This is a genomic window from Antarctobacter albus, assembly GCF_900101505.1.
GTDB classification, from domain to species: Bacteria; Pseudomonadota; Alphaproteobacteria; order Rhodobacterales; family Rhodobacteraceae; genus Antarctobacter; species Antarctobacter albus.
Genome location: NZ_FMZI01000015.1, coordinates 84169 through 108788, shown reverse-complemented (window position 1 = coordinate 108788; position 24620 = coordinate 84169). Strand labels below are relative to the sequence as shown.

At 64.7% G+C, this 24620-nt stretch carries 28 protein-coding genes; 13 read left to right on the top strand and 15 right to left on the bottom strand.

Annotated features, from left to right (window positions below):
• Window positions 1–741 precede the first annotated feature (741 nt).
• From BLQ71_RS21505 to BLQ71_RS21495, 3 genes are all read right to left on the bottom strand, one after another.
• The gene (locus BLQ71_RS21505; RefSeq protein ID WP_043144673.1) at window positions 742–3033 is read right to left on the bottom strand and encodes an adenosylcobalamin-dependent ribonucleoside-diphosphate reductase; all 2292 of its coding nucleotides are present in this window, start codon (window positions 3031–3033) and stop codon (window positions 742–744) included.
• A gap of 137 nt (window positions 3034–3170) precedes the next feature.
• Window positions 3171–3440 (bottom strand): hypothetical protein, encoded by a 270-nt coding sequence (locus BLQ71_RS21500; RefSeq protein ID WP_074623184.1) that lies wholly within the window; start codon window positions 3438–3440, stop codon window positions 3171–3173.
• A 131-nt stretch (window positions 3441–3571) separates the two neighbouring features.
• A complete protein-coding gene (locus BLQ71_RS21495) occupies window positions 3572–4456 on the bottom strand; it encodes a sulfotransferase (RefSeq protein ID WP_074623183.1) in 885 nt (294 codons plus the stop codon).
• Between the two features lie 264 nt (window positions 4457–4720).
• On the opposite strand from BLQ71_RS21495, the gene BLQ71_RS21490 reads away from it, so the two are divergent.
• The 4 genes from BLQ71_RS21490 to BLQ71_RS21475 are packed head-to-tail and all read left to right on the top strand — an operon-like array spanning window position 4721 to window position 8626.
• Entirely contained in the window at window positions 4721–5674 is a 954-nt protein-coding gene (locus BLQ71_RS21490; RefSeq protein WP_043144765.1) for a metal ABC transporter solute-binding protein, Zn/Mn family, read from the top strand.
• Complete coding sequence (locus BLQ71_RS21485) at window positions 5671–6486, top strand: metal ABC transporter ATP-binding protein (protein WP_043144669.1); 816 nt, start codon at window positions 5671–5673, stop codon at window positions 6484–6486. The genes BLQ71_RS21490 and BLQ71_RS21485 overlap by 4 nt, the downstream gene beginning before the upstream one ends.
• Window positions 6483–7700 carry a metal ABC transporter permease gene (locus BLQ71_RS21480; RefSeq protein WP_074623182.1) on the top strand — a complete coding sequence of 406 codons (1218 nt, stop codon included), beginning with the start codon at window positions 6483–6485 and terminating at the stop codon, window positions 7698–7700. Before BLQ71_RS21485 ends, BLQ71_RS21480 begins: the two co-directional genes overlap by 4 nt.
• Window positions 7697–8626, top strand: coding sequence for a metal ABC transporter permease (locus BLQ71_RS21475; RefSeq protein WP_172429146.1), 930 nt, complete (start codon window positions 7697–7699; stop codon window positions 8624–8626). Before BLQ71_RS21480 ends, BLQ71_RS21475 begins: the two co-directional genes overlap by 4 nt.
• Window positions 8627–8683: 57 nt before the next feature.
• Here the strand turns inward: BLQ71_RS21475 and BLQ71_RS21470 are convergent, their stop codons facing one another.
• Both BLQ71_RS21470 and BLQ71_RS26510 read right to left on the bottom strand, forming a co-directional pair.
• A complete protein-coding gene (locus BLQ71_RS21470; protein WP_043144666.1) occupies window positions 8684–9229 on the bottom strand; it encodes an RNA polymerase sigma factor in 546 nt (181 codons plus the stop codon).
• The gene (locus BLQ71_RS26510; RefSeq protein WP_157903875.1) at window positions 9222–9392 is read right to left on the bottom strand and encodes a NepR family anti-sigma factor; all 171 of its coding nucleotides are present in this window, start codon (window positions 9390–9392) and stop codon (window positions 9222–9224) included. Before BLQ71_RS26510 ends, BLQ71_RS21470 begins: the two co-directional genes overlap by 8 nt.
• A 102-nt stretch (window positions 9393–9494) precedes the next feature.
• Between BLQ71_RS26510 and BLQ71_RS21460 the strand changes: the two genes are divergently transcribed.
• Complete coding sequence (locus BLQ71_RS21460; protein WP_043144663.1) at window positions 9495–10307, top strand: response regulator; 813 nt, start codon at window positions 9495–9497, stop codon at window positions 10305–10307.
• Window positions 10308–10381: 74 nt separating this feature from the next.
• Here the strand turns inward: BLQ71_RS21460 and BLQ71_RS21455 are convergent, their stop codons facing one another.
• The 3 genes from BLQ71_RS21455 to BLQ71_RS21445 form a co-directional block, all read right to left on the bottom strand.
• Window positions 10382–10879, bottom strand: a complete 498-nt coding sequence (locus BLQ71_RS21455) for a Dps family protein (protein WP_074623181.1) — start codon at window positions 10877–10879, stop codon at window positions 10382–10384.
• Between the two features lie 277 nt (window positions 10880–11156).
• The gene (locus BLQ71_RS21450) at window positions 11157–11345 is read right to left on the bottom strand and encodes a PLDc N-terminal domain-containing protein (RefSeq protein WP_074623194.1); all 189 of its coding nucleotides are present in this window, start codon (window positions 11343–11345) and stop codon (window positions 11157–11159) included.
• Between the two features lie 35 nt (window positions 11346–11380).
• The gene (locus BLQ71_RS21445; RefSeq protein ID WP_074623180.1) at window positions 11381–11647 is read right to left on the bottom strand and encodes a DUF7218 family protein; all 267 of its coding nucleotides are present in this window, start codon (window positions 11645–11647) and stop codon (window positions 11381–11383) included.
• A 196-nt stretch (window positions 11648–11843) separates the two neighbouring features.
• On the opposite strand from BLQ71_RS21445, the gene BLQ71_RS21440 reads away from it, so the two are divergent.
• Window positions 11844–12806 carry an amidoligase family protein gene (locus tag BLQ71_RS21440; RefSeq protein ID WP_074623179.1) on the top strand — a complete coding sequence of 321 codons (963 nt, stop codon included), beginning with the start codon at window positions 11844–11846 and terminating at the stop codon, window positions 12804–12806.
• On the top strand, window positions 12803–13504 hold the full coding sequence (locus BLQ71_RS21435) for a gamma-glutamyl-gamma-aminobutyrate hydrolase family protein (RefSeq protein WP_074623178.1): 702 nt from the start codon (window positions 12803–12805) through the stop codon (window positions 13502–13504). Before BLQ71_RS21440 ends, BLQ71_RS21435 begins: the two co-directional genes overlap by 4 nt.
• A 69-nt stretch (window positions 13505–13573) precedes the next feature.
• Here the strand turns inward: BLQ71_RS21435 and BLQ71_RS21430 are convergent, their stop codons facing one another.
• From BLQ71_RS21430 to BLQ71_RS21410, 5 genes are all read right to left on the bottom strand, one after another.
• Window positions 13574–13771, bottom strand: coding sequence for a CsbD family protein (locus BLQ71_RS21430; protein ID WP_043144659.1), 198 nt, complete (start codon window positions 13769–13771; stop codon window positions 13574–13576).
• 83 nt (window positions 13772–13854) lie between these two features.
• Window positions 13855–14322: a baeRF12 domain-containing protein gene (locus tag BLQ71_RS21425; RefSeq protein ID WP_083342330.1), complete on the bottom strand. Its 468-nt coding sequence runs from the start codon at window positions 14320–14322 to the stop codon at window positions 13855–13857.
• Window positions 14323–14464: 142 nt separating this feature from the next.
• A complete protein-coding gene (locus tag BLQ71_RS21420) occupies window positions 14465–15940 on the bottom strand; it encodes a phospholipase D family protein (RefSeq protein WP_074623177.1) in 1476 nt (491 codons plus the stop codon).
• Between the two features lie 12 nt (window positions 15941–15952).
• On the bottom strand, window positions 15953–17668 hold the full coding sequence (locus BLQ71_RS21415) for a sensor histidine kinase (RefSeq protein WP_074623176.1): 1716 nt from the start codon (window positions 17666–17668) through the stop codon (window positions 15953–15955).
• Between the two features lie 227 nt (window positions 17669–17895).
• On the bottom strand, window positions 17896–19050 hold the full coding sequence (locus BLQ71_RS21410; RefSeq protein WP_074623175.1) for a sensor histidine kinase: 1155 nt from the start codon (window positions 19048–19050) through the stop codon (window positions 17896–17898).
• Between the two features lie 205 nt (window positions 19051–19255).
• Here BLQ71_RS21410 and BLQ71_RS21405 point away from each other — a divergent pair, with 205 nt between their 5' ends.
• The 6 genes from BLQ71_RS21405 to BLQ71_RS21380 all read left to right on the top strand — a co-directional run bounded on the left by BLQ71_RS21405 (window position 19256) and on the right by BLQ71_RS21380 (window position 22041).
• Complete coding sequence (locus tag BLQ71_RS21405; protein WP_043144655.1) at window positions 19256–19417, top strand: DUF1328 domain-containing protein; 162 nt, start codon at window positions 19256–19258, stop codon at window positions 19415–19417.
• A gap of 67 nt (window positions 19418–19484) precedes the next feature.
• Entirely contained in the window at window positions 19485–19745 is a 261-nt protein-coding gene (locus tag BLQ71_RS21400; protein ID WP_043144654.1) for a DUF883 family protein, read from the top strand.
• 204 nt (window positions 19746–19949) lie between these two features.
• A complete protein-coding gene (locus tag BLQ71_RS21395; RefSeq protein WP_139168482.1) occupies window positions 19950–20252 on the top strand; it encodes a hypothetical protein in 303 nt (100 codons plus the stop codon).
• On the top strand, window positions 20239–20634 hold the full coding sequence (locus tag BLQ71_RS21390) for a phage holin family protein (RefSeq protein WP_074623173.1): 396 nt from the start codon (window positions 20239–20241) through the stop codon (window positions 20632–20634). The genes BLQ71_RS21395 and BLQ71_RS21390 overlap by 14 nt, the downstream gene beginning before the upstream one ends.
• Window positions 20627–21007 carry a hypothetical protein gene (locus BLQ71_RS21385; RefSeq protein WP_074623172.1) on the top strand — a complete coding sequence of 127 codons (381 nt, stop codon included), beginning with the start codon at window positions 20627–20629 and terminating at the stop codon, window positions 21005–21007. Before BLQ71_RS21390 ends, BLQ71_RS21385 begins: the two co-directional genes overlap by 8 nt.
• A 17-nt stretch (window positions 21008–21024) precedes the next feature.
• On the top strand, window positions 21025–22041 hold the full coding sequence (locus BLQ71_RS21380; RefSeq protein WP_074623171.1) for an AI-2E family transporter: 1017 nt from the start codon (window positions 21025–21027) through the stop codon (window positions 22039–22041).
• Between the two features lie 3 nt (window positions 22042–22044).
• On the opposite strand, the gene BLQ71_RS21375 is transcribed toward BLQ71_RS21380, so the two are convergent.
• Both BLQ71_RS21375 and BLQ71_RS21370 read right to left on the bottom strand, forming a co-directional pair.
• A complete protein-coding gene (locus BLQ71_RS21375) occupies window positions 22045–23283 on the bottom strand; it encodes a DUF2254 domain-containing protein (RefSeq protein ID WP_157923338.1) in 1239 nt (412 codons plus the stop codon).
• A 23-nt stretch (window positions 23284–23306) separates the two neighbouring features.
• Window positions 23307–24158, bottom strand: a complete 852-nt coding sequence (locus BLQ71_RS21370) for an alpha/beta fold hydrolase (protein ID WP_074623169.1) — start codon at window positions 24156–24158, stop codon at window positions 23307–23309.
• Window positions 24159–24620 lie beyond the last annotated feature (462 nt).

The following is a 24620-nucleotide window of genomic DNA, read 5'->3' as shown; positions in this document are numbered from 1 at the left end:
CTACGACCGATGCCCGCAGACCTTCTTCTCGGCGATAGCTCTCGCCGCGACCGTCATCTTCTGGCTTTGAGGGAGAACGAGTCCTGAGCCTAGGCTCTGGCGATAAGAATAGTTGAACAATAGTTTCTGTAGAAATGGGCGGCGAAAGCCGCCCTTTTTTCGTTCGCGGTGATGTCGGACTTGCCCGGGGCCAAAATACTGAGCCGCGCTCGCACGACGAAAAATTGGATCCCGGTATGAAAAGCCTTCGATCGATGGCGCTTACCCTCTGCCCTCCTATCTGTCTTCGCGGAGAAAAATCTGACGGCACGTCGCGGGCGGAGCGCACCGTCTGACACTTGAGATTGCAGCGCTCAGTTCTTCGCGCCCCTGAAGTCATGGCAGGTTCTTGGGCTACCAGCGTAGCTTGTATACGAGAAACTCCTTGCTCCCAGGACAGCGTGGTAAAGGTCGCGCCTTTGGAATAGCGCTTTCGATCCGTGCTTTCCGCCAGATGTAACGCGAGCACAAAGGATCATCCTTGCGAAATAAATTTCTGAAAACCCTTTTGGCCGCGTGACTCCCGGAACCATCTTCCTCGGGATAGAGTCGAACCCTGCACTCAAGGCGCAGGCTCGTAATACGCGAAAACCGGGCATTTCCGCCCGGTGGTCACGTTATGCTTATCAGAATGGCCAAAAAACCACCCCAAAAGGACAATTAGTCCTTTCAATTTCAACAGGCTCATGCACGAACCTCTGTTCACCCACACTTCGAATGCCCGCAGGAGGCACAGGTCATGCAACCTTCGACCATGCGCATGTCGTATTGCCCGCAGTTGGGGCAGGCCGGACCGCGAGGCTGGTCGAGGTTGACCACCTGGGCGGTCGGGTCGCTCTTCAGGCCCATGCCTTCGCCTTCCAGGAAGCCGGTTGCGATCATGTGGCGCTCGATGACGCCGCCGATGGCCGCGAGGATCGAGGGGATGTACTTGCCCTGAACCCAGGCGCCGCCGCGCGGGTCGAAGACGGCCTTCAGTTCCTCGACGACAAAGCTCACGTCGCCACCGCGCCGGAACACGGCTGAGATCATCCGCGTCAGGGCCACGGTCCAGGCGAAATGCTCCATGTTCTTGGAGTTGATGAAGACCTCAAAGGGGCGGCGGCGGCCGCCGACGATAATGTCGTTGATCGTCAGGTAGATGGCATGTTCGCTGTCGGGCCACTTGAGCTTGTAGGTCGCGCCCTCGAGGGTCTGGGGGCGGTCCAGGGGTTCGGACATGTAGACGACCTCAGCGCCTTGGGCGCCTTCGCCCCGGACCTGGTCCGGCGCCTCGCCGGGGGCCACGTCTTCGACCTCGGAAACGCTCAGCACCGATCCGGTGACGTCGTTCGGACGATAGGTTGTGCAGCCCTTGCAGCCTGTCTCGTAGGCTTGCAAGTAGACGTCCTTGAAGTCCTCGAAGGAAATGTCCTCGGGGCAGTTTATGGTCTTGGAGATCGACGAGTCGACCCATTTCTGAGCCGAGGCCTGCATGCGGACATGGTCCAGTGGCGCCAGCGTCTGCGCATTCACGAAATACTCGGGCAGGGCGGCATCAGTGCCGAAGGTCTCACGGTACATCTGCACCGCGTAGTCGACCACCTCCTCCTCGGTCCGGGTCCCGTCCTTTTGCAGGACCTTGCGGGTGTAGGCATAGGCAAAGACCGGCTCGATCCCCGACGAGACGTTCCCGGCATAGAGCGAGATCGTCCCGGTGGGGGCAATCGAGGTGACGAGGGCATTGCGGATGCCGTGTTCGCGGATGGCGGCGCGTACGTCCTCGTCCATGCCCCGCATCGTGCCGCTGTCCAGGTAGGCTTCGGCATCAAAGAGCGGGAAGGCGCCTTTTTCCTTCGCCAATTGCACGGAGGCCAGGTAGGCGGCGCGGGCGATCCGGTGCAACCAGCGTTCGGTTTGCCGCGCCGCTTCCTCGGAACCGTAGCGCAGCCGTACCATCAGCAGGGCATCCGCCAGCCCGGTCACGCCCAGCCCGATGCGGCGCTTGTTCAGGGCCTCGCGGGCCTGCTCCTCCAGCGGAAAGCGCGAGGCATCGACCACGTTGTCCATCATCCGGACAGCGGTGGCGACCAGCTTGTCCAGTGCCTGCTCGTCGAGGTGCGCGTCGCCGGTAAAGGGATCATTGACCAGCCGGGCAAGGTTGACCGACCCCAGCAGGCAGGCGCCATAGGGCGGCAGGGGCTGCTCTCCGCAGGGGTTGGTGGCGGCGATTGTCTCGCAGTAGCTGAGGTTGTTGGCCTGGTTGATCCGGTCGATGAAGATCACGCCCGGCTCGGCATAGTCATAGGTGGCGCGCATGATCCGGTTCCACAGGTCGCGCGCGGGGAGCGTGTGATAGACCACCCCGTCAAAGACCAGCTCCCAGGGGCCGTCCGCCTTGACCGCCTCCATGAAGGCATCCGTGACCAGGACCGAGAGGTTGAACATGCGCAGGCGCGCGCTGTCGGCCTTGGCTCCGATGAAATCCTCGATGTCCGGGTGATCGCAGCGCATGGTCGCCATCATCGCACCGCGGCGCGAACCTGCGGACATGATCGTTCGACACATGGCGTCCCAGACGTCCATGAACGACAGCGGTCCCGAGGCATCCGCCGCCACGCCTGCCACGGGTGCGCCCTTGGGCCGGATGGTCGAGAAATCGTAACCGATCCCGCCGCCCTGCTGCATGGTCAGCGCCGCCTCGCGCAGCTGGTCGAAAATGCCGCCCATGTTGTCGGGGATCGTGCCCATGACGAAACAGTTGAACAGGGTCACGCTGCGGTCGGTGCCGGCGCCTGCGGTGATCCGGCCCGCAGGCAGGTACTTGAAGTCTTCCAGCGCCTCATAGAACCGCTCTTCCCAGTGAGCGGGGTCCTTTTCGACCGTGGCCAGCGCCCTGGCGATGCGGCGCCAGCTGTCCTCGACGCTGAGGTCAAGCGGCGTGCCGTCCGCCTGTTTCAGGCGGTATTTCATGTCCCAGATCTGTTCGGCGATGGGGGCGGCAAAGCGGGTCATGGCGATTCCCTCAGGTGGCAGGCTGAACAATGTAGCTGCAACCCGAGTTTTCCACAACAGATTGACAGGCTTGCCGCCATGTCCCCCAGATCATGCGCCGAATGCAAGTGGTTTGCCCCGGCGCATGTTATGGTTTTTTAGAAAAAGAATTCGTCTCCGGGGACATAGTCCTCGGTGTCCTGCAGATCCGGTTGATCCCGCGGGTCCTCGGTGAATTTGCGGCGCGCGGCGCTTTGAACTGCCTCGCGAGCTGCGCCCAGGTGGTCGAACGCGGCTTCCTGGACGATACGGTCCGCCAGTTGGTCAAAGGTCTGCTGCACCGCGCGGTCATTGGCGATGAAGGGACCGTTGTCCTGGCTGAAGAAGCGAAAGCCGATGTCGTCGATGATGATACCGTCTTCGGGCATTTGGCTGGTCTCCTGGATGGACGCCCCGAACCTTGGGGCGGGGATTACTGGTCAAGGAAGTCTCAGGCCTGCACCGGTGTCAGCGGTGTGGCTGCCAGTATCCCGCATCCGTCGCGTTGCGGACAGTCAGGTTAACCTTGCCATTGCTTCGGCAGGTCTCCGCCGAACCGTGCGCGGCAGAAGGCGTATTGGGGCGCCAGGGCCGCGGCCAGGGCCTTTTGCGCGTCATGGGGCAGGGCGGTTCCCACGGTGGTTTCATTCCGGCGTAGCCCGGGGCCGGGCGACCGCCAGGGGGTGTCCAGAAAGCGACATAGCCGGGGCAGGGCGTCGCCCCCGGCGAGATCCTCGTAGAAGAGGTACAGAAGATCCTCGGGCGCGAAACAGTCGTCCAGTGCCGTGACGGTCGCCCGGTAGTCGCCGCGCGCCATGATCGCGGGCGCGTCCAGGGCGTCGGCCCAAGCCTGCGTGGCGTCCTCTGTCAGGCCCTGTTGCTGCATGTGCCGCAGTTGAGACCACAGCCGTTCGACGGGGTCACGCATGACGAACAGCAGTTTCAGCCGGATGTCCTGCGTGGCGCAAAAGGCCTGCATATGGGAAAAACCCACCGTCCCCAGCACTGAATAGGCCGGGGTGACATCGCATATCACCCGTGTCTGCAGGGTGCTGATCCGGGCCATATGGCCGAAATAGGCGTTGTCGTCATAGATCATCTGCACCCGGTCCAGTGCGGCCTGGAGCATCGGCGAAGCGGCCAGGTGCTCTGCCGGGTGCCCCTCTTGCGACAGGAACAACGTCAAACGACGGACTGCCAGAAGGTCCATGTCACTCAGGGCATGTTCCGGGAAATCTCGGCTGAAGAAATGCAGTTCCTTGAGCGGAGAGGGCGACACGCCCTCCAGTCCGCCCATGTAGGCGTGCAACCAGCTCGTCGCGCATTTCATGGCGCCGACGCAGACCAGCAGCGTCTTGCCGTCCAGCTCGGGGTAGTGCCGGATGCGCGAAAGCTCGGTCGCCATAGGACCCTCCTGCCGGTTCGCAACAGAAGGTCAGGCTGACACGCTGCGGCACACGGCTCAAGCCCGGAGGTGACGTGCCCGATGGTGACGGGCGTGGTGAAAAAATGGGCGGACTTGGCGACGTGGAATGATTTTGGCGGCCCTAGTTGCGACTAATTCTCATTTTCATTGACTCTTGCGAATTAGTCGCACTATATCTCGCAGGTGAAAACGCCTCGGCGGGTGTATCGCCGGGGTGTCGTCTTGAGGAGGTGCACAGTGACTTTGACCAAGCGAAAGCTTCTTGCCGGACTGGCGACCTTGCCGCTGGCCCTGTCGGCCAAAGGCCTGGCCGCGCAGGGGGTGACAACCGTGGTCGCGACCACGGGCATGATCGCCGATGCCGCGCGGCAGGTGGGGGGCGATCTTGTCGAGGTCCGTGGCCTGATGGGGCCGGGTGTCGATCCGCACAGCTATCGCCAGACCCGCAGCGACATCGTGGCGATGGCCCGCGCGGATGTCGTGCTCTGGCATGGTCTCTACCTCGAGGCGCAGATGGAGGAATTCCTTCAGGATCTGGGCGAACGCGGCACAACGACCGCTGTGGCCGAGGGGCTGCCGCGCGACCTGCTGCTGGCCCATGACGACTACGACGACAAGTTCGACCCGCACGTCTGGATGGTGCCTGATCTCTGGACACATGTGGTGGAAAACGTACGCGACGCGTTGAGCGCGGTGCGACCCGACAGTGCCGAGGTCTTTGCCGCCAATGCCGCCGCGCACCTGGCAGAACTGGACGAGCTGGCCACCTATGCCGCCGGCATCCTCGCCAGCGTGCCCGAGGAAAGCCGCGTGCTGGTCACGGCGCATGACGCCTTCAACTATTTCGGCCAGGCCTACGGGTTCGAGGTCATGGGCATCCAGGGTATCTCGACAGAGTCCGAAGCCGGGCTGCGCCGGATCGCGGATCTGGTGGATATCCTGGTGGATCGCCGCATCGGCGCGGTCTTTGTCGAAAGCTCTGTTTCTGATCGCAACATCCGCGCCCTGATCGAAGGTGCCGCCGCCAAGGGGCACGAGGTTGTCATCGGCGGCGAGCTCTTCTCGGACGCGATGGGAGAGCCGGGTACCTACGTCGGCACCTATGTCGGCATGATTGATCACAACGCGACAACCATTGCCGGGGCCCTTGGCGGCGACGTCCCGCGCGATGGCATGAAAGGACTGTTGAACGGATGACCGAACCTTCCGTGACCTTGGCCGCATCCGGCGGGCAGGCGGCGGCGCCGGCGCGCCCTGACGCCGCCCTGAGCCTGCGGGGCCTGACCGTGTCCTACGGTGAGAAACCTGCGGTGTTTTCCGTCGATGCGGCCTTCCCTGCGGGCGAGATGACCGCGATCATCGGGCCGAACGGGGCGGGCAAGTCGACCTTGCTGAAGGCCGCGCTGGGCGTAATCCCGCGGCTGTCGGGCGAGGTCAGCGTCTTCGGTCAGCCGATCGAGACGGTCCGCGGGCGCATCGCCTATGTCCCCCAGCGCGCCAGCGTCGACTGGGATTTCCCGACCACGGTGATCGACGTGGTGATGATGGGCCTGTACCGTCAGGTCGGCCTGCTGGGGCGGCTGACCGGCGCTCTCAAGGCGCGGGCCCTGTCCTGTCTCGACCGGGTCGGCATGGCCAGCTTTGCCGACCGCCAGATCGGCCAGCTGTCGGGCGGCCAGCAGCAACGGGTCTTCCTGGCCCGGGCGCTGGCGCAGGACGCGGACCTCTACCTGCTGGACGAACCTTTCGCCGGGGTGGATGCGGCGACCGAACGGGCGATCATCGACGTTCTGAAAGCGCTCAAGGCCGAAGGCAAGGCGGTGGTCTGCGTCCACCATGACCTAGCCACGGTGCGCGACTATTTCGACAATGTCTTCATGATCAACGTGCGCCGCATCGCCGAAGGCCCGGTCAGGACAACCTTCAATGGCGAGACCCTGAATGCCACCTACGGCGGGCGGCTTGCTGCCACGCATATCGACCAGTTGAACCTGGTGGAGGGCGCGTGACCCCGTTGATCGAGGCGTTGCTGCTGCAAGCGGGCTACAATGCGGCGCTGGTGGCCGTGGGCGCCGCTTTGCTGGGCTTTGCTGCCGGCGCCGCCGGAACCTTTCTTTTCCTGCGCAAGCGCGCGCTGGTGTCCGACGCAGTGGCCCATGCCACGTTGCCCGGCGTCGGGCTGGCCTTCATCGCGATGGTCTGGCTGGGCGGCGACGGGCGCAACCTGCTGGGTCTTCTGGCGGGGTCTGCCGTGACCGCCGGGATCGGCCTCTTGGCGGTGGAATGGATGACCCGGCGCACCCGGCTCAGCGAGGATGCGGCCATCGGCGCGGTGCTCTCCGTCTTTTTCGGGCTGGGGATCGTCATCCTGACCGTGATCCAGACAATGAGCTCCGGCCGCCAGGCAGGGTTGGAGAGCTTTCTGCTCGGCTCGACCGCCGGGATGCTGTTCCAGGACGCCATCGTGATCGCCGTGGGTGGCTCGCTGGCGGTTCTGGCGACTTGGGTGATGCGGCGACCGATGACGCTGGTGGCCTTTGACGCGGAATACGCGGCGGCGAGCGGCGTCAACGTGCCGGGGATCGACCGGCTGATGATGGCGCTGGTCATGGCGGTCACGGTGATCGGGCTCAAGATCGTCGGGCTGATCCTGATCGTGGCGATGCTGATCATCCCGCCGGTCACTGCGCGGTTCTGGACCGAGCGTAGCCAATCCCTGATTTGGTACGCGGGGGGCATTGGCGCTGTGTCGGGGTACCTGGGCGCGGCGCTGTCCGCCTCGGCCCCCGATCTGCCGACGGGGCCGATCATCGTACTCGTCGCGGCGGGCCTGTTCCTGCTGTCGCTCTTCCTCGCTCCCGCGCGCGGCGTGGCGGCGGCGGTGTTCCGGCACCGCCGGTTCCAGCGCAAGGTGCACCGTCGGCAGGGCCTCTTGGCATTGGCGCGGCAGGAGCCGATCCACGACGAGCTGACCCTGCGTGTCTTGCGGGGCGAGGGGCTGATCCGTGCCGATGGCGTTGCCACGGAAACCGGGCGCGCCCAGGCGGCCAAGATCGCCCGCGACGAACGCCGCTGGGACGTGGCCCGCGAAATCCATCAGGACACCGGGCTGACCGGGCGCTATGACGGGCTGACCCCGATCGAAGATGTCTTTGCCCCCGACGAGATCGCCGAGTTCGACAGCCGCATCGGCGGCCCGCGTGCCATAGGAGAGGGGCTGTGATGGGCAGCGAATTCGTCATGTTCTCCCTGACACCCATGCTGATCGGCGTGCTGGCCTCTGTCGCCTGTGCCTTGCCGGGAAACTTCCTGATCCTGCGGCGGCAGGCGCTGATCGGCGATGCCATCAGCCATGTCGTCCTGCCGGGGATCGTGGTGGCTTTTCTTCTGACCGGCGTCGTGGCCGCGATCCCGATGCTGCTGGGTGCCGCCGGGGCCGCCGTGGTGGCTGTTGTGCTGATCGAGGCGATCAAGCGGCTCGGTCGGATCGAACCGGGCGCGGCGATGGGTGTGACCTTTACCACGCTTTTTGCGGGGGGCGTCTTGCTCTTGGAGCAGAGCGATACCTCCAGCGTCCACCTGGATGTGGAACATGCTCTGATGGGCAATCTTGAATCGCTGGTCTGGCTGCGCGCGACGGACTGGTCCTCGCTCTTTGATCCCTGGGCGCTGGCCGGCGTGCCCGAGGAACTGCCGCGCATCGCCGTGGTCTGTGCGGGGGTTATCCTGCTGACGCTGGTCTTCTGGCGCTGGCTGAAGATTTCCACCTTCGACGAGGGCTTTGCCCAGGCGTTGGGCCTGCCGGTGGGCATGATCGGCATGGGCCTGGTCATCACGGCGGCGGTGGCAGCGGTCGCGGCCTTTGATGCCGTGGGGTCAATCATCGTGATCGCCATGTTCATCTGCCCGCCGGCGGCGGCCCGGATGATGACCAACGGGCTGGAACGGCAGGTCTGGTGGTCGGTGCTGTTCGCGGTTGTCGCGGCCGTGCTGGGATACGTTCTGGCGGGCTACGGGCCGCTCTGGCTGGGCGGGGACAATGCCGTCAGCGCGGCGGGGATGATCGCGACCGTCTCGGGCGTCATCCTTGCGCTGGCCTGCGCCTTTGGACCGCACCGCGCGCGTGTGGGGGCGCGGGCCGAGGCCTGAAATGAAAAAAAACGGCCCGCGGAATGCGGGCCGAGTGATGTGACGCGGCGAAACGGATCAGGCGGCGGGGCGAGACCCAACGACGCCTTGCGTGACGGAATCCGTGATCTCGAGGCTTTCTTCCTCGGACAGGTCCATCAATTCGGCCAGCCGGGCGCGCGCGCGGCCCACGCGGCTCTTGATCGTGCCCACGGCGACGCCGCAGACCTCTGCCGCTTCTTCGTAGGCCAGGCCCTGTGCACCGATCAGCACCAGCGCCTCGCGCTGCGTGTCGGGCAACTGATCGAAGGCCACCTTGAAATCTCGTAGGTTCAGACGCCCGTCGTGATCGGGTTTGGTCGCAAGGCTTTCGCTCATCGTGCCGTCGGCATCCTCGACCTCGCGCTTGCGCTTGCGCCGCAGCGAATAGAACGTGTTGCGCAGGATCGTGAACAGCCAGGCCCGCATGTTGGTGCCCTGCTGAAAGCTGTCGATGTTCGTCCATGCCTTGACCAGCGTCTCTTGGACGAGGTCGTCCGCCGTGGCAGAGTTCCGGGTCAGCGACAGCGCAAAGGCGCGCAACGAGCCGATGTGCTCGGTCAGTTCCTCGCGGGGGTCACGCATCTTGCTGGCCCCCGCTGTTCTTTTTATCCTCGGCGGCTTTCAATTGCGCCAGCAGGTCGGTGAACCGATCGGGCACGGGCTGCTGGGCCATGTCATCGAAGGCCTGTCTCAAGTTCCTGTCGATTTCGTCGACGACTCTTGAATTGAGTTGTTTACGCGTCATGTGTTTTGTCATCTTTGGATCTCGCAACGCCTCATTACGGAACCAAAACGTTGCAGCCTGCGTTCGGTTCCAAAGGTAGCACTAATATTTGGAGCAACAAGCATGACGGCTCAGTCATCCTCGGACATGACAACCGCAATCGGCGGCAACCTTCCCTACCTGCGCCGCTACGCCCGCGCGCTGACCGGGCGCCAGGACAGCGGCGACCGCTATGCCGCAGCAACGCTTGAGGCCATCCTGAACGACCCCGAGCTGTACGATGCCGGCCTGACCGCCAAGGTCGCCCTGTTCCGCGTGTTTCACGCGATCTGGATGTCCTCGGGCATGCCGGTCGAGGACGGCGGCGAAACGGGGCTGGCGGCACGGGCGCAGAAACACCTGTCGCGCCTGACGGAAAACACGCGCGAGGCGCTCTTGCTGCACACGATCGAGGAATTCCCGATCGAGGAGGTCGCCCAGATCATGCAGGTCTCGACCGAAGAGGCGGGCCAGTATGTCGATACGGCCTTCCTTGAAATGCGTGACGCGATTTCCGGCAAGATCATGATCATCGAGGATGAGGCGGTGATCGCGATGGATCTTGAAAGCATCGTGATGGACATGGGCCACCGTGTCACCGGCGTTGCCCGCACCGAGGCGGCGGCGCTGGACCTCGCCAGCAGCGAGGCCCCGGACCTGATCCTGTCGGACATCCAGCTGGCCGACGATTCCAGCGGGATCGACGCGGTCAACCAGATCATCGCTCGCGACGGCGACCGTCCCGTGATCTTCATCACCGCCTTCCCGGAACGGTTGCTGACGGGCGAGGGGCCGGAGCCGGCCTTCCTGATCTCCAAGCCCTATACAGAAAACCAGGTGCGATCCGCTGTCAGTCAGGCGCTGTTCTTTGCCTCGACAGAGACGTTGATCCGCTGACTTGATCACTGATGTGAAAAAGAAAAAGGCCCGCCGGTTTCGGCGGGCCTTTTTTGTATACCTGGTCCTGTGCCTCAGCTTTTTGCCAGGGCACGCAGCATCCAGGCTGCCTTTTCATGAAATGCGCTGCGGGCGGTTGCAAGGTCTTCGGTCACAGGGTCGCGATGCGTACCAGCCAGCGCGATCAGCGCATGCAGACGATGTGCCAGTTTCTCGTGATCGTGGGCCAGGTCCTCGATCATGTCGGCGGTTGTCGCCTTTGCAGACAGGTCGTCGACCCGCGATCTCTTGGTGATGTCGTCCAGGCGGGCCGGGGCAAGATGTCCAAGCGCGCGTATCCGCTCGGCCAGGTCATCGGCAGCGGCAAAGAGATCCTGGTACTGTTCCTCGGTCAGGTTGTGCACGGAAAAGAACAGCGGCCCTTCGACATTCCAGTGAATGGCATGGGTCTTGAACAGCAGCCGGTAGGTATCGGCCAGAACGTCCGACAGGCCGCTTGCCAGGGTTTCGGTGTTGCGGACCCCGGTGGAAACGGAATCTTCGGTGGGAACGACTTTCAGGGAGTCAGTCATCTATGCCTCCTGCTTGATTGGTTAATCAGACAACGAGCGGTGCCCGGAAACGTTCCTGATCCAGCCCGGCGGGACGCAGGGGCGGGCGCGTTTCGGCGGGGAACAGGCCGCAGAGAAGGCAGCATGTCCCAATCTGGCACCGACATCGAAAGACAAAGGCGCCACCACCGTCTAGCGACGCCCAGGCGCCGTGACCTACGCAGATTGACGTCATACGTGAAAAGGCCCGCACTGGGGTAGCGCGAGCCTTTGCATCGGTTGGACCGGTTATTCCAGATCAGGCCAGGCGGCGCGTAGAACGCGGGCCCGCGATCAGCCAGACGATGAACCCCAGCAGCGGCAGCAACAGCACGAACAGCGTCCAGAGAACCTTGCCGCCGGTGCTTGCGCTGGAATTGATGATGTTGACGATTGCCCAGACCGCTAGGCCCAACAGGATCAATCCGCCCAGACCCGCAATTTCGATACCCATGATAGTCTCCTTTCGGTTTCGCGCCGCGTTCAGCCGCGCAGTGCGTCGATCAGCTCCGACTTGGTCATCTGCGACCGCCCATCGACATCCAGTTCGCGCGCCCTGTCGTAGAGCGCATCGCGCGTCCATTCTTCATAAGGGGGCGCTTTTCCGCCTTTGCGGGACGGGGCCATGTTGTCATTCGCCTGCGCATTGGCGATCGCCGCCGCTTTCGACTTGGCATAGCCCTTGTCGCGCAGGGCCTGGTAGGTTTCCTCGTCCTTGATCGACGGGTTGTTCTCCTTCTCCTTCGCCATCGCGCTACCTCCTGCATCCTTGCCCCGCGTGAGACCGGCCCGGGGATTTTCCCATGCCGCCCGGCCCAAAAGCGCGAGACTGTACAAGGACCAAACGCCCGGCGTCCCACGCGGTTCCGTGTGCTCCGGGCCGGAAACAGCAAAGAAAGACGGGTTTTTTCGGGAACCTGCAGGGGAGAAAGAGCGTTACGCACGCATGGAAAACACAAATTGTGTCGGCGGGTTTCGTGCCCTGCCCAAAGAGAAAACACTTGCCGGCAAAATGCGCCGGTGCGGGATAGAGATAGAATTTTCAGGAATTGATGAAGGCAACACCTCGCAGATCGTGGCCCAGACCCTGGGCGGCCTGGTCAAGCGGCAGGGGCCGCATCTGTTCACGATCGAGGACAGCGGACTCGGAACCATCTGCGTCGAGCTGGACACGCGGTATGCCAAGCCGGGAAACCAGTTCCTGCCCGAAGGCGTGCTGGACGCCGCCCGCGCCGTCGTCCCGGTCGAGGTGGTCACGCCCCCCCTGACGCCAGAGCAGATGGATCGTGTGCTGGACCTGACCAAGGCTCTGCAAAAGGCGGGTGGCAAAGGCACGTCCGACAGCCTGTTTGCCGGGTTCGGCATCCATTTCAACCCCGAGATCACCGGCTACGAAGATCCCTACTTGTTGCGGACCGTGATCGCCTATGGCCTGCTTGAACCCTGGTTGCGCGAATGGCGCCCACTGGACATGTCGCGCCGCATCCTGCCCTTTGTCGATCCCTGGCCCCTGCAATTCACGGATGCGCTAGTGGCGGCGGACGATCTTGATCTCACGGTGCTCCGGCACCTGGTTCACAGCCACCTGAACGGGCGGAATTACGGGCTGGACCTCTTGCCGATCCTGCACGCCCATGACCCCGAGGGGTTTGCGGCGATGTTCGGAAAAGAAGCCAGCGGCGCCCGTCCGGCCTTTCACTTTCGCTTGCCAGATTGCCGCCTGGACGAGCCGGACTGGTGCATCACGGACGAATGGGACCGATGGTGGTTGGTCGAAGCCCTGGCGGCGGACGAGGCTCGATTTGACGCATTGTACCAGGCCTGGCGGCAAGGGGCAGGGCACGGCGGGCTCTGGGTCGAAGAAGTGGCAGGGCAGATCGGCAACAACGGCGAGGAGCTATTCAGGTGAACCGGCCGCTGATCGCAGTGACCACCTCGACACGGTCGGGGTGGCGTATCTTTCCGCTTGTCCGGCTGAACCTTTGGCTGGCCGGGGCGCGTGCCTTGCGCTGGACGACCCGGTCGGACATCGATCTGGGCCGCGTCGAAGGCGTGATCATCGGTGGCGGCGACGACATCTCGCCCGATCTCTATGGTGCCCGCCTGGAAGTGACCGCACGGCTGGATCATGACCGCGACGCGATGGAACATGACATCGCGCGCGAGGCCCTGGCCAGCGGCATCCCCGTCCTGGGTATCTGCCGCGGGGCTCAGATGCTCAACGTCGCGGCAGGGGGGACGCTGCACCAGGACGCCTGGTCTCTTTATCCCGAAGCCCAACCGATCAAGACCATCCTGCCCCGGCGCGAGGTCCATGTCGAAACGGGCTCGCAACTGGCGGCCTGGTCGGGCGAGGCTCCGATGCACGTCAACGCGCTGCATACCCAGGCGGTCGACCGGTTGGGCCGGGGCTTTCGCGTCGCGGCGCGGGATACGCACGGCATGGTTCAGGCCATCGAACGCTGTCGGGATCCCTTTGCGTTGGGCGTGCAGTGGCATCCCGAACACCTGTTCTATGCGCATCGCCAGCGGGCGATCTTTCGCGCGTTGAGCCGTGCCGCATCTGCCTATGCAGAAGACCGGGCGCAAGTCCTGTCACCCGCCTGAAACCGGCTCTAGTACAAAGAAAAGGGCCCGCCAATCTGGCGGGCCCTTTCGTGTTGATCTGTCTGTACGTCAGACTTTTTCGAGGATTTGGTCCAGCGTCTTGCGGGCCTCGTCCTTGGTCTGGCCCAGTCGCTGCTGCAGCTTGCCTTCAAGCTGTTCGCGGTCGCCGCGTGCCTCTTCAAGTTCGTCGTCCGAAAGCACGCCATAGGCTTCGCGCAGCCGGCCCTTGATCTCGGTCCATTTTCCTTCCAGGCGATCCCTGTCCATCGGATATCTCCTTTGCGTTTCGCTGCCCGGATCCGTTCCGGGCCTCTGATTGTAAAACGTCCGGGATGCCGATCCGTTCCGTCTCAGGCCGCTTCTTCCAAGGCGCGGGTGATCGCGGTCTCGATCTCGTCCAGCGGATGGTTTGTCAGCACCTTGGGCAGGTCCAGCACCAGTTTCGAGGCCACTTCCTCGTGCATTTCCTCGCGCAGGGCGCTGAGCACCGGGCGGCTTGCGACGATGATGAGCCGGTCGAACTTGCCGGCATGGGCGGCCTTGTAGAGGTCTGCGCTGATGGTCTTGGCAAAACGCTCTTTTTCCAGTTGGTGCCAATCGGTGTCATCCACGGCGGAGCGATGTTCGCCGGGACCATCATTCAACCGGCCCGGGCGGTTTTCGGCCCACTCCTGCGCCTTTGGATTCTCCTGCTCCGCGCGATCCCGCACCACCAGGTGCAGATGCGCCTTGTCCCCCTTGTTGACGAGGTACAGCGCCTTTTCTCCATCGGCGATCAGCACCCAGGTGCCATGCGGCACGCCCTTGGCTCGCATCATGTCGTGATCCTCCTCTTTTCAGCGTGGTGACTATCGGGCGGTCAGTCGCCTGCCTGTCGGCCGCGACTGTCGGGCGTGCAAAGCCATCCGCTTTGCGCGCTTTCGAGACGTCAACGCGCAAACCTGCGTTGGCGTTCCCTGCTCAGACGATGTCCTCGGTCACGCCGGGCAGGTCCTGCGCGAGGTCGGCGCCTTCCTCGGCGTCGAAGGGCACAAGGAACCCGCTGCGGTTCTCGGGGCGGCGCAGACCGTTGCGCCGGATCTCTCCCTGCCACAGGGGATAGAGCGTTTCCGGCGACATGGCCTTGGGGGCAAGCGGCTCATGCCACCAGTGCGACAGTAACCGCTCACGCGCCCGTTCCACGCGCTCCGGCTGCGTGATCTCGACCGCCAGCTCGGTATCCCAGCGCATCGACCGCCCGTTCAGATTGGCAGAACCGATCAGGACAGAGGCCGCATCGCGGATCAAAACCTTGTTGTGCACATGGATCAGCGGAGACCCGGCCAGCGTCTCGCAGGTGTCGCGGGCGGCCAGGACCGGGCGCACCGGCGTCGCGATGGTCAGCCGATGCCCGAAACTCTCACGCAGGGTGGCAACCGCCTGCTGGCGCAGGGCAAGCCCATAGCGGGCATCCAGGCTCTCGGAGGAATCGAAAGCCACGTCCTCGGGCAGTCCCGGCATGACGATGATGGCGTTCAGGTCGCGGTTGCGTGTCGCGCCCTCTGCCAGCGCCTCGGCGATCCGGCTGGAGCGGATGAACTGCGTCTCTATATGGATCAGGTGACGTGCCTTTCGAAAGGCCTCCAGGTGCGCCTCCTCGATTTCCGACACCAGCGTGCGGGGAGAAAGATAGGGCAGTTGCAGACGCCGAGGCGCCGACAATGTCCGTTTCAACCCGGGGCAGGGTGGCGGGGCCGCGCGGCCTTCGGTCACTGCCTGGAAACTCTCGAGGTGCCTGCGTGCGGCCGCCGCCTCGGGGCCGCGCAACATGACCTGCACGTCAGACCAGGTATGCCGCGCCGGGCGATCGTGACCGGGGGTGTCGTAACGCCGTTCGTTCAGGTCCAGCCCGCCGACGTAAAGCCATTCGTCGTCGATCACGGCCACCTTCTGGTGATGGGAGACCGTGTGCAGGTTCGGCAACACGCTGCGTTCCAGCCCGACCGCCTCGAACCGGCGTTCAACCGGGGTCGTCTCGCGCAGGCGTTCCCAGCGGCGGCGCAGGACCGCAGGCAGGAAAGCCAGGCGCGGCAACATGCCGGCGCGCGCGCTGTGCTGGTGCGCGCGGATGTTCAGCAGGTCCTTGCCCGCGCCCGTCGCCTCGGCCAGGGCCACGCCCTGCCGCACGGTGCGCCAGCTGAGTTCGTGCAGATCGGTTGCCATGACCGGGTCAAAATCGCTCACGGTGAGATCGATCCGCACGCCGCGCCGCAGGGCATGGGCGAGAAGGTCGAACCAGTCCCGGCCGATCTCGCGCGCCTCGGTGCTGCGCAGCCGGGTCGCCAGGTCGAAGATACGGAAACCGGCGACGACATGACTGCGCGCGGACAGAACCGCACGCTCGAACGCCGGCCAGGCCTCGTCGGCCGTGATCATCACTTCGAAGTCGCCGGCCATCCGGCCCCCCTGTCAGGCGCCGTAGGCGGCGCGCGGAAACATCACTGTCACGCGATAACGTCCGTCATCCGAAGTGGTTTCCATCTTTCCGCCCAATTGCCGCAGAAAGGCGGCAATCATCTTTTGCGCCATGCCGTCGGGGCGCGGCGCATCTGTCCCGGGGGGCAGCGGTTCGGCGGGGGAACTGTCGATGCACAGCCGGACCTCGTCACTACCGCCCGAAGTAAGTTGGACACCGATCCGGTCGCGCGGGTCCGCGTTGCAGGTCTGTCGGATCGCGGTGTTCAGTGTCTCGGCCACGAACAGCGACAGGGGGATGGCCTGGTCGGGATAAAGGGCCACATGCTCCAGGGCCGTGTCGATTTCGATCTTGCCGCGCGCGCCGACCAGATCCTGCGTGTCGCGCACCACCGCCTGCACCAGATCGGCGGCGTCCACCGTGGTGCTGGTCGGCGTATTGTAGAGCGCACGGTGCAACACCGCCATGCCGCGCACCCGGCGCTGAAGCTCGGACACGACGTGCTTGGCCTCGTCGGTTTCCAGGTCACGCGACTGCATGTTCATGATCGAGGCGATCAGCTGCAGGTTGTTCTTGACCCGGTGATGCACCTCTCGCAGCAGCACTTCTTTGTCCTTGAGATCCTGTTCGCGGCGCTGTTCGCCCTCCGCGATCAACAAGGCCATGCGGTTGAAGGCGCGCTGGGCCTCCTCCAGTTCCGCCGGCGGATCGCGCAGGTCCAGCGTGGTTTCCTCGCGCTCGCCCAGGGCAAAACGGCGCATCGCGTTGCGCAACTGCGCGACATGGCGGATCACCAGCCGCTGGATGCCGAACAGGGCGACTCCGACCCCGGCCAGCCACATCAGCACCGGCAGCGAACTTGCGATCACGCTTTGCAGGCGGCTGTCCGCATCGGGCACGGCAGAGAGAGGCCAGCTGCCCAGCAACATGACCTTGCCGGGCACCATCTGCGTGACGGCGAAAAAACGCGTCTCACCCGAGCCGCTGACCGCACGAAAGGTTCGGCCCGGTTCCTTGACGATCTCGGACAGGGGCATGTCGCGGGGCAGGTATTCGGGGGCTGTGGCCCGTCCCAGCGAGGCGGCCAGGATGTCCCCCTCGGCGTCCAGGGCCGCCAGACGCAAAGCGCCGTCGTGGTCGGGATCCTCAAGCGCACCATTCAGGATCGCATGGGGGATCGACAGCGAGACATAGCCGACCATCTCGCCGCCTTCGCGTACCGGATGCGTCACCATCACGATGTTGCGCCCGGTCACGGCGCCCTCGAGATTGACTTGCACGCTTGCGCCGCCGCGCGCCATCGCGGTCTTGAAGGGTTGGCGTTCGGACAGGTCCATCCGGTCGGCGGTCGAACTGCAGGTCAGCCAGCCCGAGGCCTCGATGAACCCGGCAAAGACATAGGTGTCATTGCTTTCGACAAAGCCTTTCAGGATGTCGCTGCAATCTTCCTCGCCCAGCTTGGTGATCAGCACGGCCAGCCCCTGTGCCGCGGCCAGCGCGCTTTCGAGGGTCTCCGCCTGGGGCGAAGCTTCGGCGCGCAGCTGTGCCATCAGCGCGGTGCGGTTCTGTTGCCGCGCGCTCTCGATCACGGCCTGGGTCTGATAGACCGCGATCAGGCCTACGGGCAACATGGCAATGGTCATCAGGCAGGCGATACGCGCCGGCAGACTGCGGGACAGTCGATAGAGGCTTTTCAGACGCGTGGGCATGGAGGGCAGAACTTCGAGGCTAGGGAATGAACGGGACGCTTCCGGGCGGCACGGTGCGTGACCGGGGGCACAAGTCTCCCTTGACCGGGGCAGTATGCCCCTGTTCCCACGCGCCGCTCATGCGGATATCGCCGCTGCCTGCTCATGCAGTCACCCCATCTGAAATCACAGTCCCCTCCGGACAAATGCCGCATGTCCCGAATTGGTTCCCAAGATTTTCGGGTGGGTCAGGACTGCAGGCTGGTCAGGGGGATCTGCAGCCGGCGGCGGAACATGCCGGCCTCGATCTGGGTGGCCATTTCGCCAGCCAGTTGCCCCTCGACGGCGATCGACAGGAGTCGCGAGCCGAAGCCCGAGCGTGGTCGGGCCTCTGTGTCCCAGGAAAGGCCGGTTTCTTCCCAGCTGATGGCAACGTCATCGCTGTCGGTGCGGTTCCATTTCACCGCCAGCTGTCCGCCATCGGTGGACAGCCCGCCGTACTTGGCGGCATTGGTCGCCAGCTCGTGCAGCGCCAGCGTCAGATAGACGGCGGCCTTGGGGCCGACAGGAACGTGTTCGCCTTGGATCGTGATCCGCGTCTCATGTTCCGAGCCATGCGGCGCCAGCAGCTTGTGCGTCAGCGCGTCCAGCGTCGTGGTCGCGCCTTCGCTTCGGCGGACATTGACGACGGGCACGATCATCTCATGCGCATCGCTCAGCGCCTTGAGCCGGGCACCCACGCTTTCGGCCAGTTCGTCGGCGGTCTCATGCGCGTTGCGCTCCATGCGCAGAATGCTGTTGATGACGGTAAAGAGGTTCTTCACCCGGTGCGTCATCTCCTGCATGACAATATCGCGTTCCTCGAGCGTCTCGCGCAGGCGCAGGTCGGATTCGATCATGTCCGCGATGTCCCGCATCTTGGCGATGTCATCGGACGTCCAGTCGCGGGGCTTGTCGTCGATGACGCAGAAAGAGCCCAGCACATGCCCGTCCGGCGATCGGATCGGCACGCCCAGGTAGGCCCGGACGTTCAGGTCCTGAACGGCGCTGTTGTCGCAGACCAGGCTGTCGGCTTCGGCGTCCGGCACGACCAGCGGCTCTTCGGACGACACGACATACTGGCAAAATGAATGGCTGAGCGGCGTGCCGCGCTGTTCTGCGGCCTCTCCGGTGATCCCGGTCTGGGCGGAAAAGAACTGCCGCTCGTCGTCCACGAAAGACACAAGGCTGACGGGAACATCCATCAGGCGTGCGGCGATGCGCGCGGCTCTCTGGTGTGCTCCGGGGGCGGGGCTGTCCATCAGCCCTGTCCGTTCCAGCGCCTGCAGGCGCTCCGGATCCCGAAGCCGGTCTTGGTGGGTCACTTCCTGAACCTCTGTCCTGAACTCGGGGGTATCTTTCATCGGACAGGTCCAATCAGCAATGCATCACTTGGGGTAAGTAGTCCTGCAAAGGCAAAGGAAAGCCCCTTTCAGGCGGTTTTTTGCCCTTTGGCCCGGGCGGTTGGCACGTCTTCGGCCCGGGGGCGGGAACCTTTGCGCGGCAAGGCACGTTCCTTTGCCAGAGCGCCACGGACGGCGCATAGGGAAAAACACAAGGAGACTTACCATGCTTGGCTGGGCCCTGACGTTCCTCATCATCGCACTTATCGCGGCCGCACTCGGCTTTGGCGGCATCGCCGGCGCATCCGCCGGGATCGCGCAGATCCTCTTCTTCGTCTTCCTCATTCTCTTTGTCGTGTCGCTGGTGGCGCGCGTGGTCCGAGGATGATCCGGGCCTCGGCCCGGAGGTTTCCGGGCCGCGCACATTGCAACCTCACTGACAGAGGACGGACGACATGAGCAAGAACACACAAGATCACCATCGGAACGGCGCCGCCGAAGCTGCAGAAGCCGGAGCCGCCTATGCCCGCGCCGCAGGTGAACGGCTGGACGAGGCACAGGCATCGATCGACCGGGCCATCGAAGAGGGCCGGGACGAGATCGAGCGTGCCGCCCGCCAGTCCACCCAGATGGTGCGGGACAACCCAGTCCTTGCTGTCGCCGGTGCTGTCGGCGTCGGGCTCCTGCTGGGTTTGGCCATGCGCAAGAAGGGCTGACTTGCCAGTAACTTGGCCGTTGAAAAGGGCGTCGCAAATACGGCGCCCTTTTCTTGTCGGCGGGGAGTCGGACGACCGAAATGCGGAACCTTTCGCGTCCCCGTCCGTTCTTCTTGCAACGGACGTAAACCAGGGGGGCACCTTCCGATGACCCGCAAGACGCAAGACCGCAAACCTTCTCGTTCCACCGGAAAAAAGGAAGCTGTGCGCGACGCAGGCGCCTTGGCGTTGCGCGCCGGAGCGGGCGGCCCTGCGGGCCTGATCTCGCAGGCGTTGGGGGTGGCGCGCCGGCACCCGGTGCTGGCCCTGGCGGCCACCGCGCTGGCGGGCTACGCGGCAGGGCGCCGGGCGCAGCGGCGTGGAACACTGGTGCCGCCCCGCGACACCAAGGTGCGAGACGCCTGGGCGCCGCAAAACAGCGGCGCGCGGGGGCCTCATCCGCCTGCCCAGGATCACCGCAACCTGCTGACGCGGATGCAGCTGGAGGACCGCAATGAGTGGTCCTGACCTGCGCGATGCGCCGCGCATCCTGACCGAAGTGCTGCGCCAGGCGATCTCCTTGCTGCAAAGCGAGATGCGCCTTGCACGGGCCGAGATCGGTGAAAACCTGTCGCGGGCCGGGTCGGGGCTGGTGTTTTACGCCCTCGCGTTGGTGCTGACCATCGCGGGGCTGAACGCGCTCGCCACGGCTGGCATCGCCTGGCTGGAAACGCATGGCCTGACCTTGGTCGAGGCGGCAGGCGGGATGGGGGGCGGACTGCTGGTGCTTGCGCTGATCTGCGTGCTGATCGCCCGCAAACGCATCAATGCCCGCGTTCTGACGCCCCGGCGCAGTCTCAACAACGTCAAACGCGATCTGGAAACCTTGCAGGAGGTCCGCCGTGGCTGAGATCGAGAAACTCGAAATGCGGGCGGCGGAAGACCGTGCCCGGTTGAAAATCGCGCTTGAGGCGCTGGGCGGCAGCACCAGCAAAAGCGCCATTGCCACGCCCCTGACCGGGGCCGCGATGGGACAGGCCGGACGGTTGGGCCGCGGCGCCGTCGGCGCGGCAGGCCGCAACCCGACAGCGGCGGCGCTGATCGGGCTTGGCATGGGTTTGTTCGCGACGGGCACGGGGGCGCGGACCTCGGGCGCGGTCAAGGACGATGCCCCCAAGAGCCGCGCACCGATGTTGACGGCCGGGGCGCTGATCCTTGGTGCGGGCGCCCTGGCCGGCGCGCTGCTGCCCAACCTGGGCCGTGACAGTCACGGCGACGACTGACCAGCGAGACCTGAACCATGCTCACCACCGTTCTCAGCGAGCGCGCGCAACGCGTGATGTTGCTGATCCTTACCGTGATCGCGCTGACCGGCGCCCTGCAACTGGGTCAGCAACTGCTGGCGCCCATCGTCTTTGCGGTGGTGCTGGGCATCGTCGTCTCGCCCCTCGCGGAACGCCTGACCGACGTGGGCATCCCGCGGGTCGCGGTTGCGATCCTGTTGCTTCTGGTCACGACCAGCCTGATCGCGCTTCTGATCCTGATGATCGAGCCGCTGCTCAACATGTTCATCGAACAATTGCCCCGTCTCAAGGCGGCGGCGACACGTTGGATCGCCTCGGTTTCTGACGTGCTGCGCGGGATCGAGACCATCAGCGAAGAGATCGAAGGCGCCAAGCCGGCCGCCGAGGCAAGCGAAAGCGCCTTGCCAACCGTGCGCGACGCTTTGTGGATGGCGCCCAACTTTGGCGCGCAGTTCTTCGTCTTTGTCGGTACGCTGTTCTTTTTCGTGCTGACCCGCAACGAACTCTATTCCGCTGTCGGCACGCTGGAACCGAAGCTGCGCAAGGCCGATCGCGCCGTGGCCCGCTATTTCGCTGCCGTGACGCTGGTCAACGCCGGGCTGGGCACCGTGACCGCGCTGATCATGCTGGCCATCGGGGTGGATTATCCCATGCTCTGGGGCCTGGCGGCCGCGATCCTGAACTACATGCTGTACCTGGGGCCGCTGCTGATCATCTTCGGGCTGGCCATCGCCGGGTTGCTGCAATTCACCGGCGCCATGTCCCTGCTGCCGCCCGCCCTGTTCATGCTGGCCAACTTCACCGAGGCGAATTTCGTCACCCCCTGGGTGGTCGGTCAACGGCTGGCGATGAACCCGCTGGGTGTCTTCGTGGCCATTGTCTTTGGCCTCTGGCTCTGGGGGCCGGTCGGGGCCATCGTGGCGCTGCCCGTGATGCTGTGGTTCGGCGTGTTGATGAGCCCGGAGATGCTCAACAGGACCCTGGGAGCCGATCAGCTGCAACCGGCCGAATAGGGGTCAGGCGTCCAGCGCGGCCAGCCTGTCGGTCAGTCGCTGGCGTTCCCGCGCGGTCATCAGCCCCGCCTCGCCATGCGCGCGCAGGTCCTCGAGCAGATCCGCGATGGCCTCGCGCCCGGCCTCCGGCATCGCCCCGCGCAACCGCACCAGTGCCTCGGCCACGGCGGTCAGCACGTCGCCAAAGCCTGCCGCGTCCCGCGTGATGTCGCGAAAGCCGGCCTCGACCAGGTCTCCGGCGCCCAGTTCCCTCAGGAATACCCGGTCGTATAGGGGGCCCCCGGTGTCGGAGGTGTTCAAGGCCCAGTCCCACAACAACCGTTCCAGTCGCGCGATCACGTCGATGGCGGTCTTGGGGTCGTTGATCCCGGGGGACAGCGCCTTGGAGGCGGATTCCCTCAGTGCCTGCAGCGCATAGGCCGGGTCCTGTTCATAGGTCCGGTCGGTGGCCAGCAGGAAACAGGCGGCAAATTCCTCGGTCTCGTCACAGCCGCGCAACAGGCCCAGCCGCTGGCTGCGCAGCACGATGTCGCCGGGCAGGTGATCCAGGTAGACCTCCGCCTCGTGGGTTTCCGCCAGCTTCTGCAACTCGTCCATGTCGATGCGCCGCAGAAAGCCAGAGCGCGGCGCCTCGATGTCCACACCGTCCGTGGGCCTCTCCTCCAGCTTGCAGCCCCCCAGGCGGGGCAGGCGCCGTTGCTGGTAGAGGATCTCGCGGGCGGTCTGTTCGGCGCGCAGCAAGGCGTATTCCAGGCTGCCGATCCGCGACAGTTGCCCGATCCAGCGCACCAGCGATACCACGATCGCTGCCACCACGAAAACCGTGACGGCAAAGACGATCACCGAGGCGCTGTCGGAATAGTAACCTGCCCGGTAAAGGATGATCGAGGACAGCGCAAAGACGAAGGCGCCGATGAAGGTCGCCAGCATCGTCTGAGTCGAGGTGTCTTCCATCAACAGGCGGTGAATGCGCGGCGTGGTCTGCTGAGCCAGCGTGCGGTGGGTCGAGACCATGACCCCCAGCGAAAAGGTTGCGACCGCCAGCATCCCGTTGGCCAGGATTGTCAGGATGGGCATGGTCGCGTCTTCGGAAAAGCGGTCGCGCGGGCCGTCCGGGATCAACGGTCCCAGCAGCTCTGCGGACAGCGCGGCCAGGACCGACAGCGCGGACAGTAGCGCGACCCGAATCCAGAGAATGCGGCTGATCCGACGCAGGGTCAGCATCGTCTGGACCAGTTTCATTGTGTGTTTGCCTGCCATGCGGGTCAGCAGGCCACCATTCGGGGGGCATGGTCAAGCGCCAGCCAGCCGCGCAGCGCACGGGAAAAGGTGCAGGGATGCTCGATTAAGGGCAGATGTCCGCCGGGGACAAGCTGTGCCTGGGCCTGTGGCAGGTGGCGCAACAGCTTCAGCTGGTGAAGCGGCGGGACGACCGTGTCCTGACGTCCGATGACGGCAAGGCAGGGCTGTGCGATCTCGGCCATGTTCGCGGTGGCATCCTGCTCCAGCACCCATTTGCCGCATTGGCGGATCGCTTCGGGGTTGCGGTGCTGCAGGGCCAGGCGCATGTCGTCCGGTACCCTCGCGGCCGCCTCGCGCGGCAGGACCGTGGTCAGCGCACGCTCGAAACTGCCGCGCGTGGCAAGGCCCAGGCGCCACATCATCGGTAGCGACCAGCGTCCGGCCAGGTCATGCGACAGGATCGCCGCGCCGATGTCGCGCGGCAGGTCGCGGTGTCCCGTGACAGGCGCCCCCACCAGCACGAGCGAGCGGACAAGGTCCGGCGCCCGGCGTGCCAGCAGCAGGCTGACCAGCCCGCCGCTGGAATGGCCGACAAGATGCACGGCCCGCCCGCCGGAAAACGCCGCGATCCTCTCCAGCATGGGGTCCAACCACTTGCCTGAGGCCAGGTCCCGCGTCACCGATTCTGCATCCTCCTGCGGCCCATGGCCCGGCAGATCCAGGAACAACCGGTTGCCCAACCCCATGTCGCGGCATAGCGGCAACCAAGCCTCGCATGTCATGAAGAGACCGGGAAGAAAGACCAGAGGGGCGCCGCCGCGCATGGGCGCGTTGCGGGACGGAGGCTGACAATCGGGCAGGGAAATCGCGTTCATCGGGAACCTTCGGTCATCTGTCGGAGACATGCCTCCGGCTTTGTGACAACGCTGCACGCCCTTGCGCGGTTCCCGGGGCGGGCGTCCCGGGCAAATATACGGGCCTCACGGAACTTCCGGCGCAGTGAATGCGTTGAGTTTGCGAAGACGGCGGAAGGAGGTCCACGTCCTGGGGCGAACAAGCCTGCAGCGACAAGAACCCTCCGCCGGGGTGTCGCAATCAGTGGCGCCGTTGAGGCGGACAAACCGCCGAATGGAGGATGGAACGCGATGAACACGATCACGGCATCAGCACCCCAAAGGGGCCTGTCGCGTGGTTCTTCCCCCTTTTTTGGGCGGCGGCGTCTTCCCATGTCCATGCAGATGCGGCGCTAAAGCGAACACCACCCCGATCCGCAGATTTCGACCACCGACCAGGCCGAGGTGGCCTGGCCGGCAGGGCATGTCTTGCCCGGACCCCGA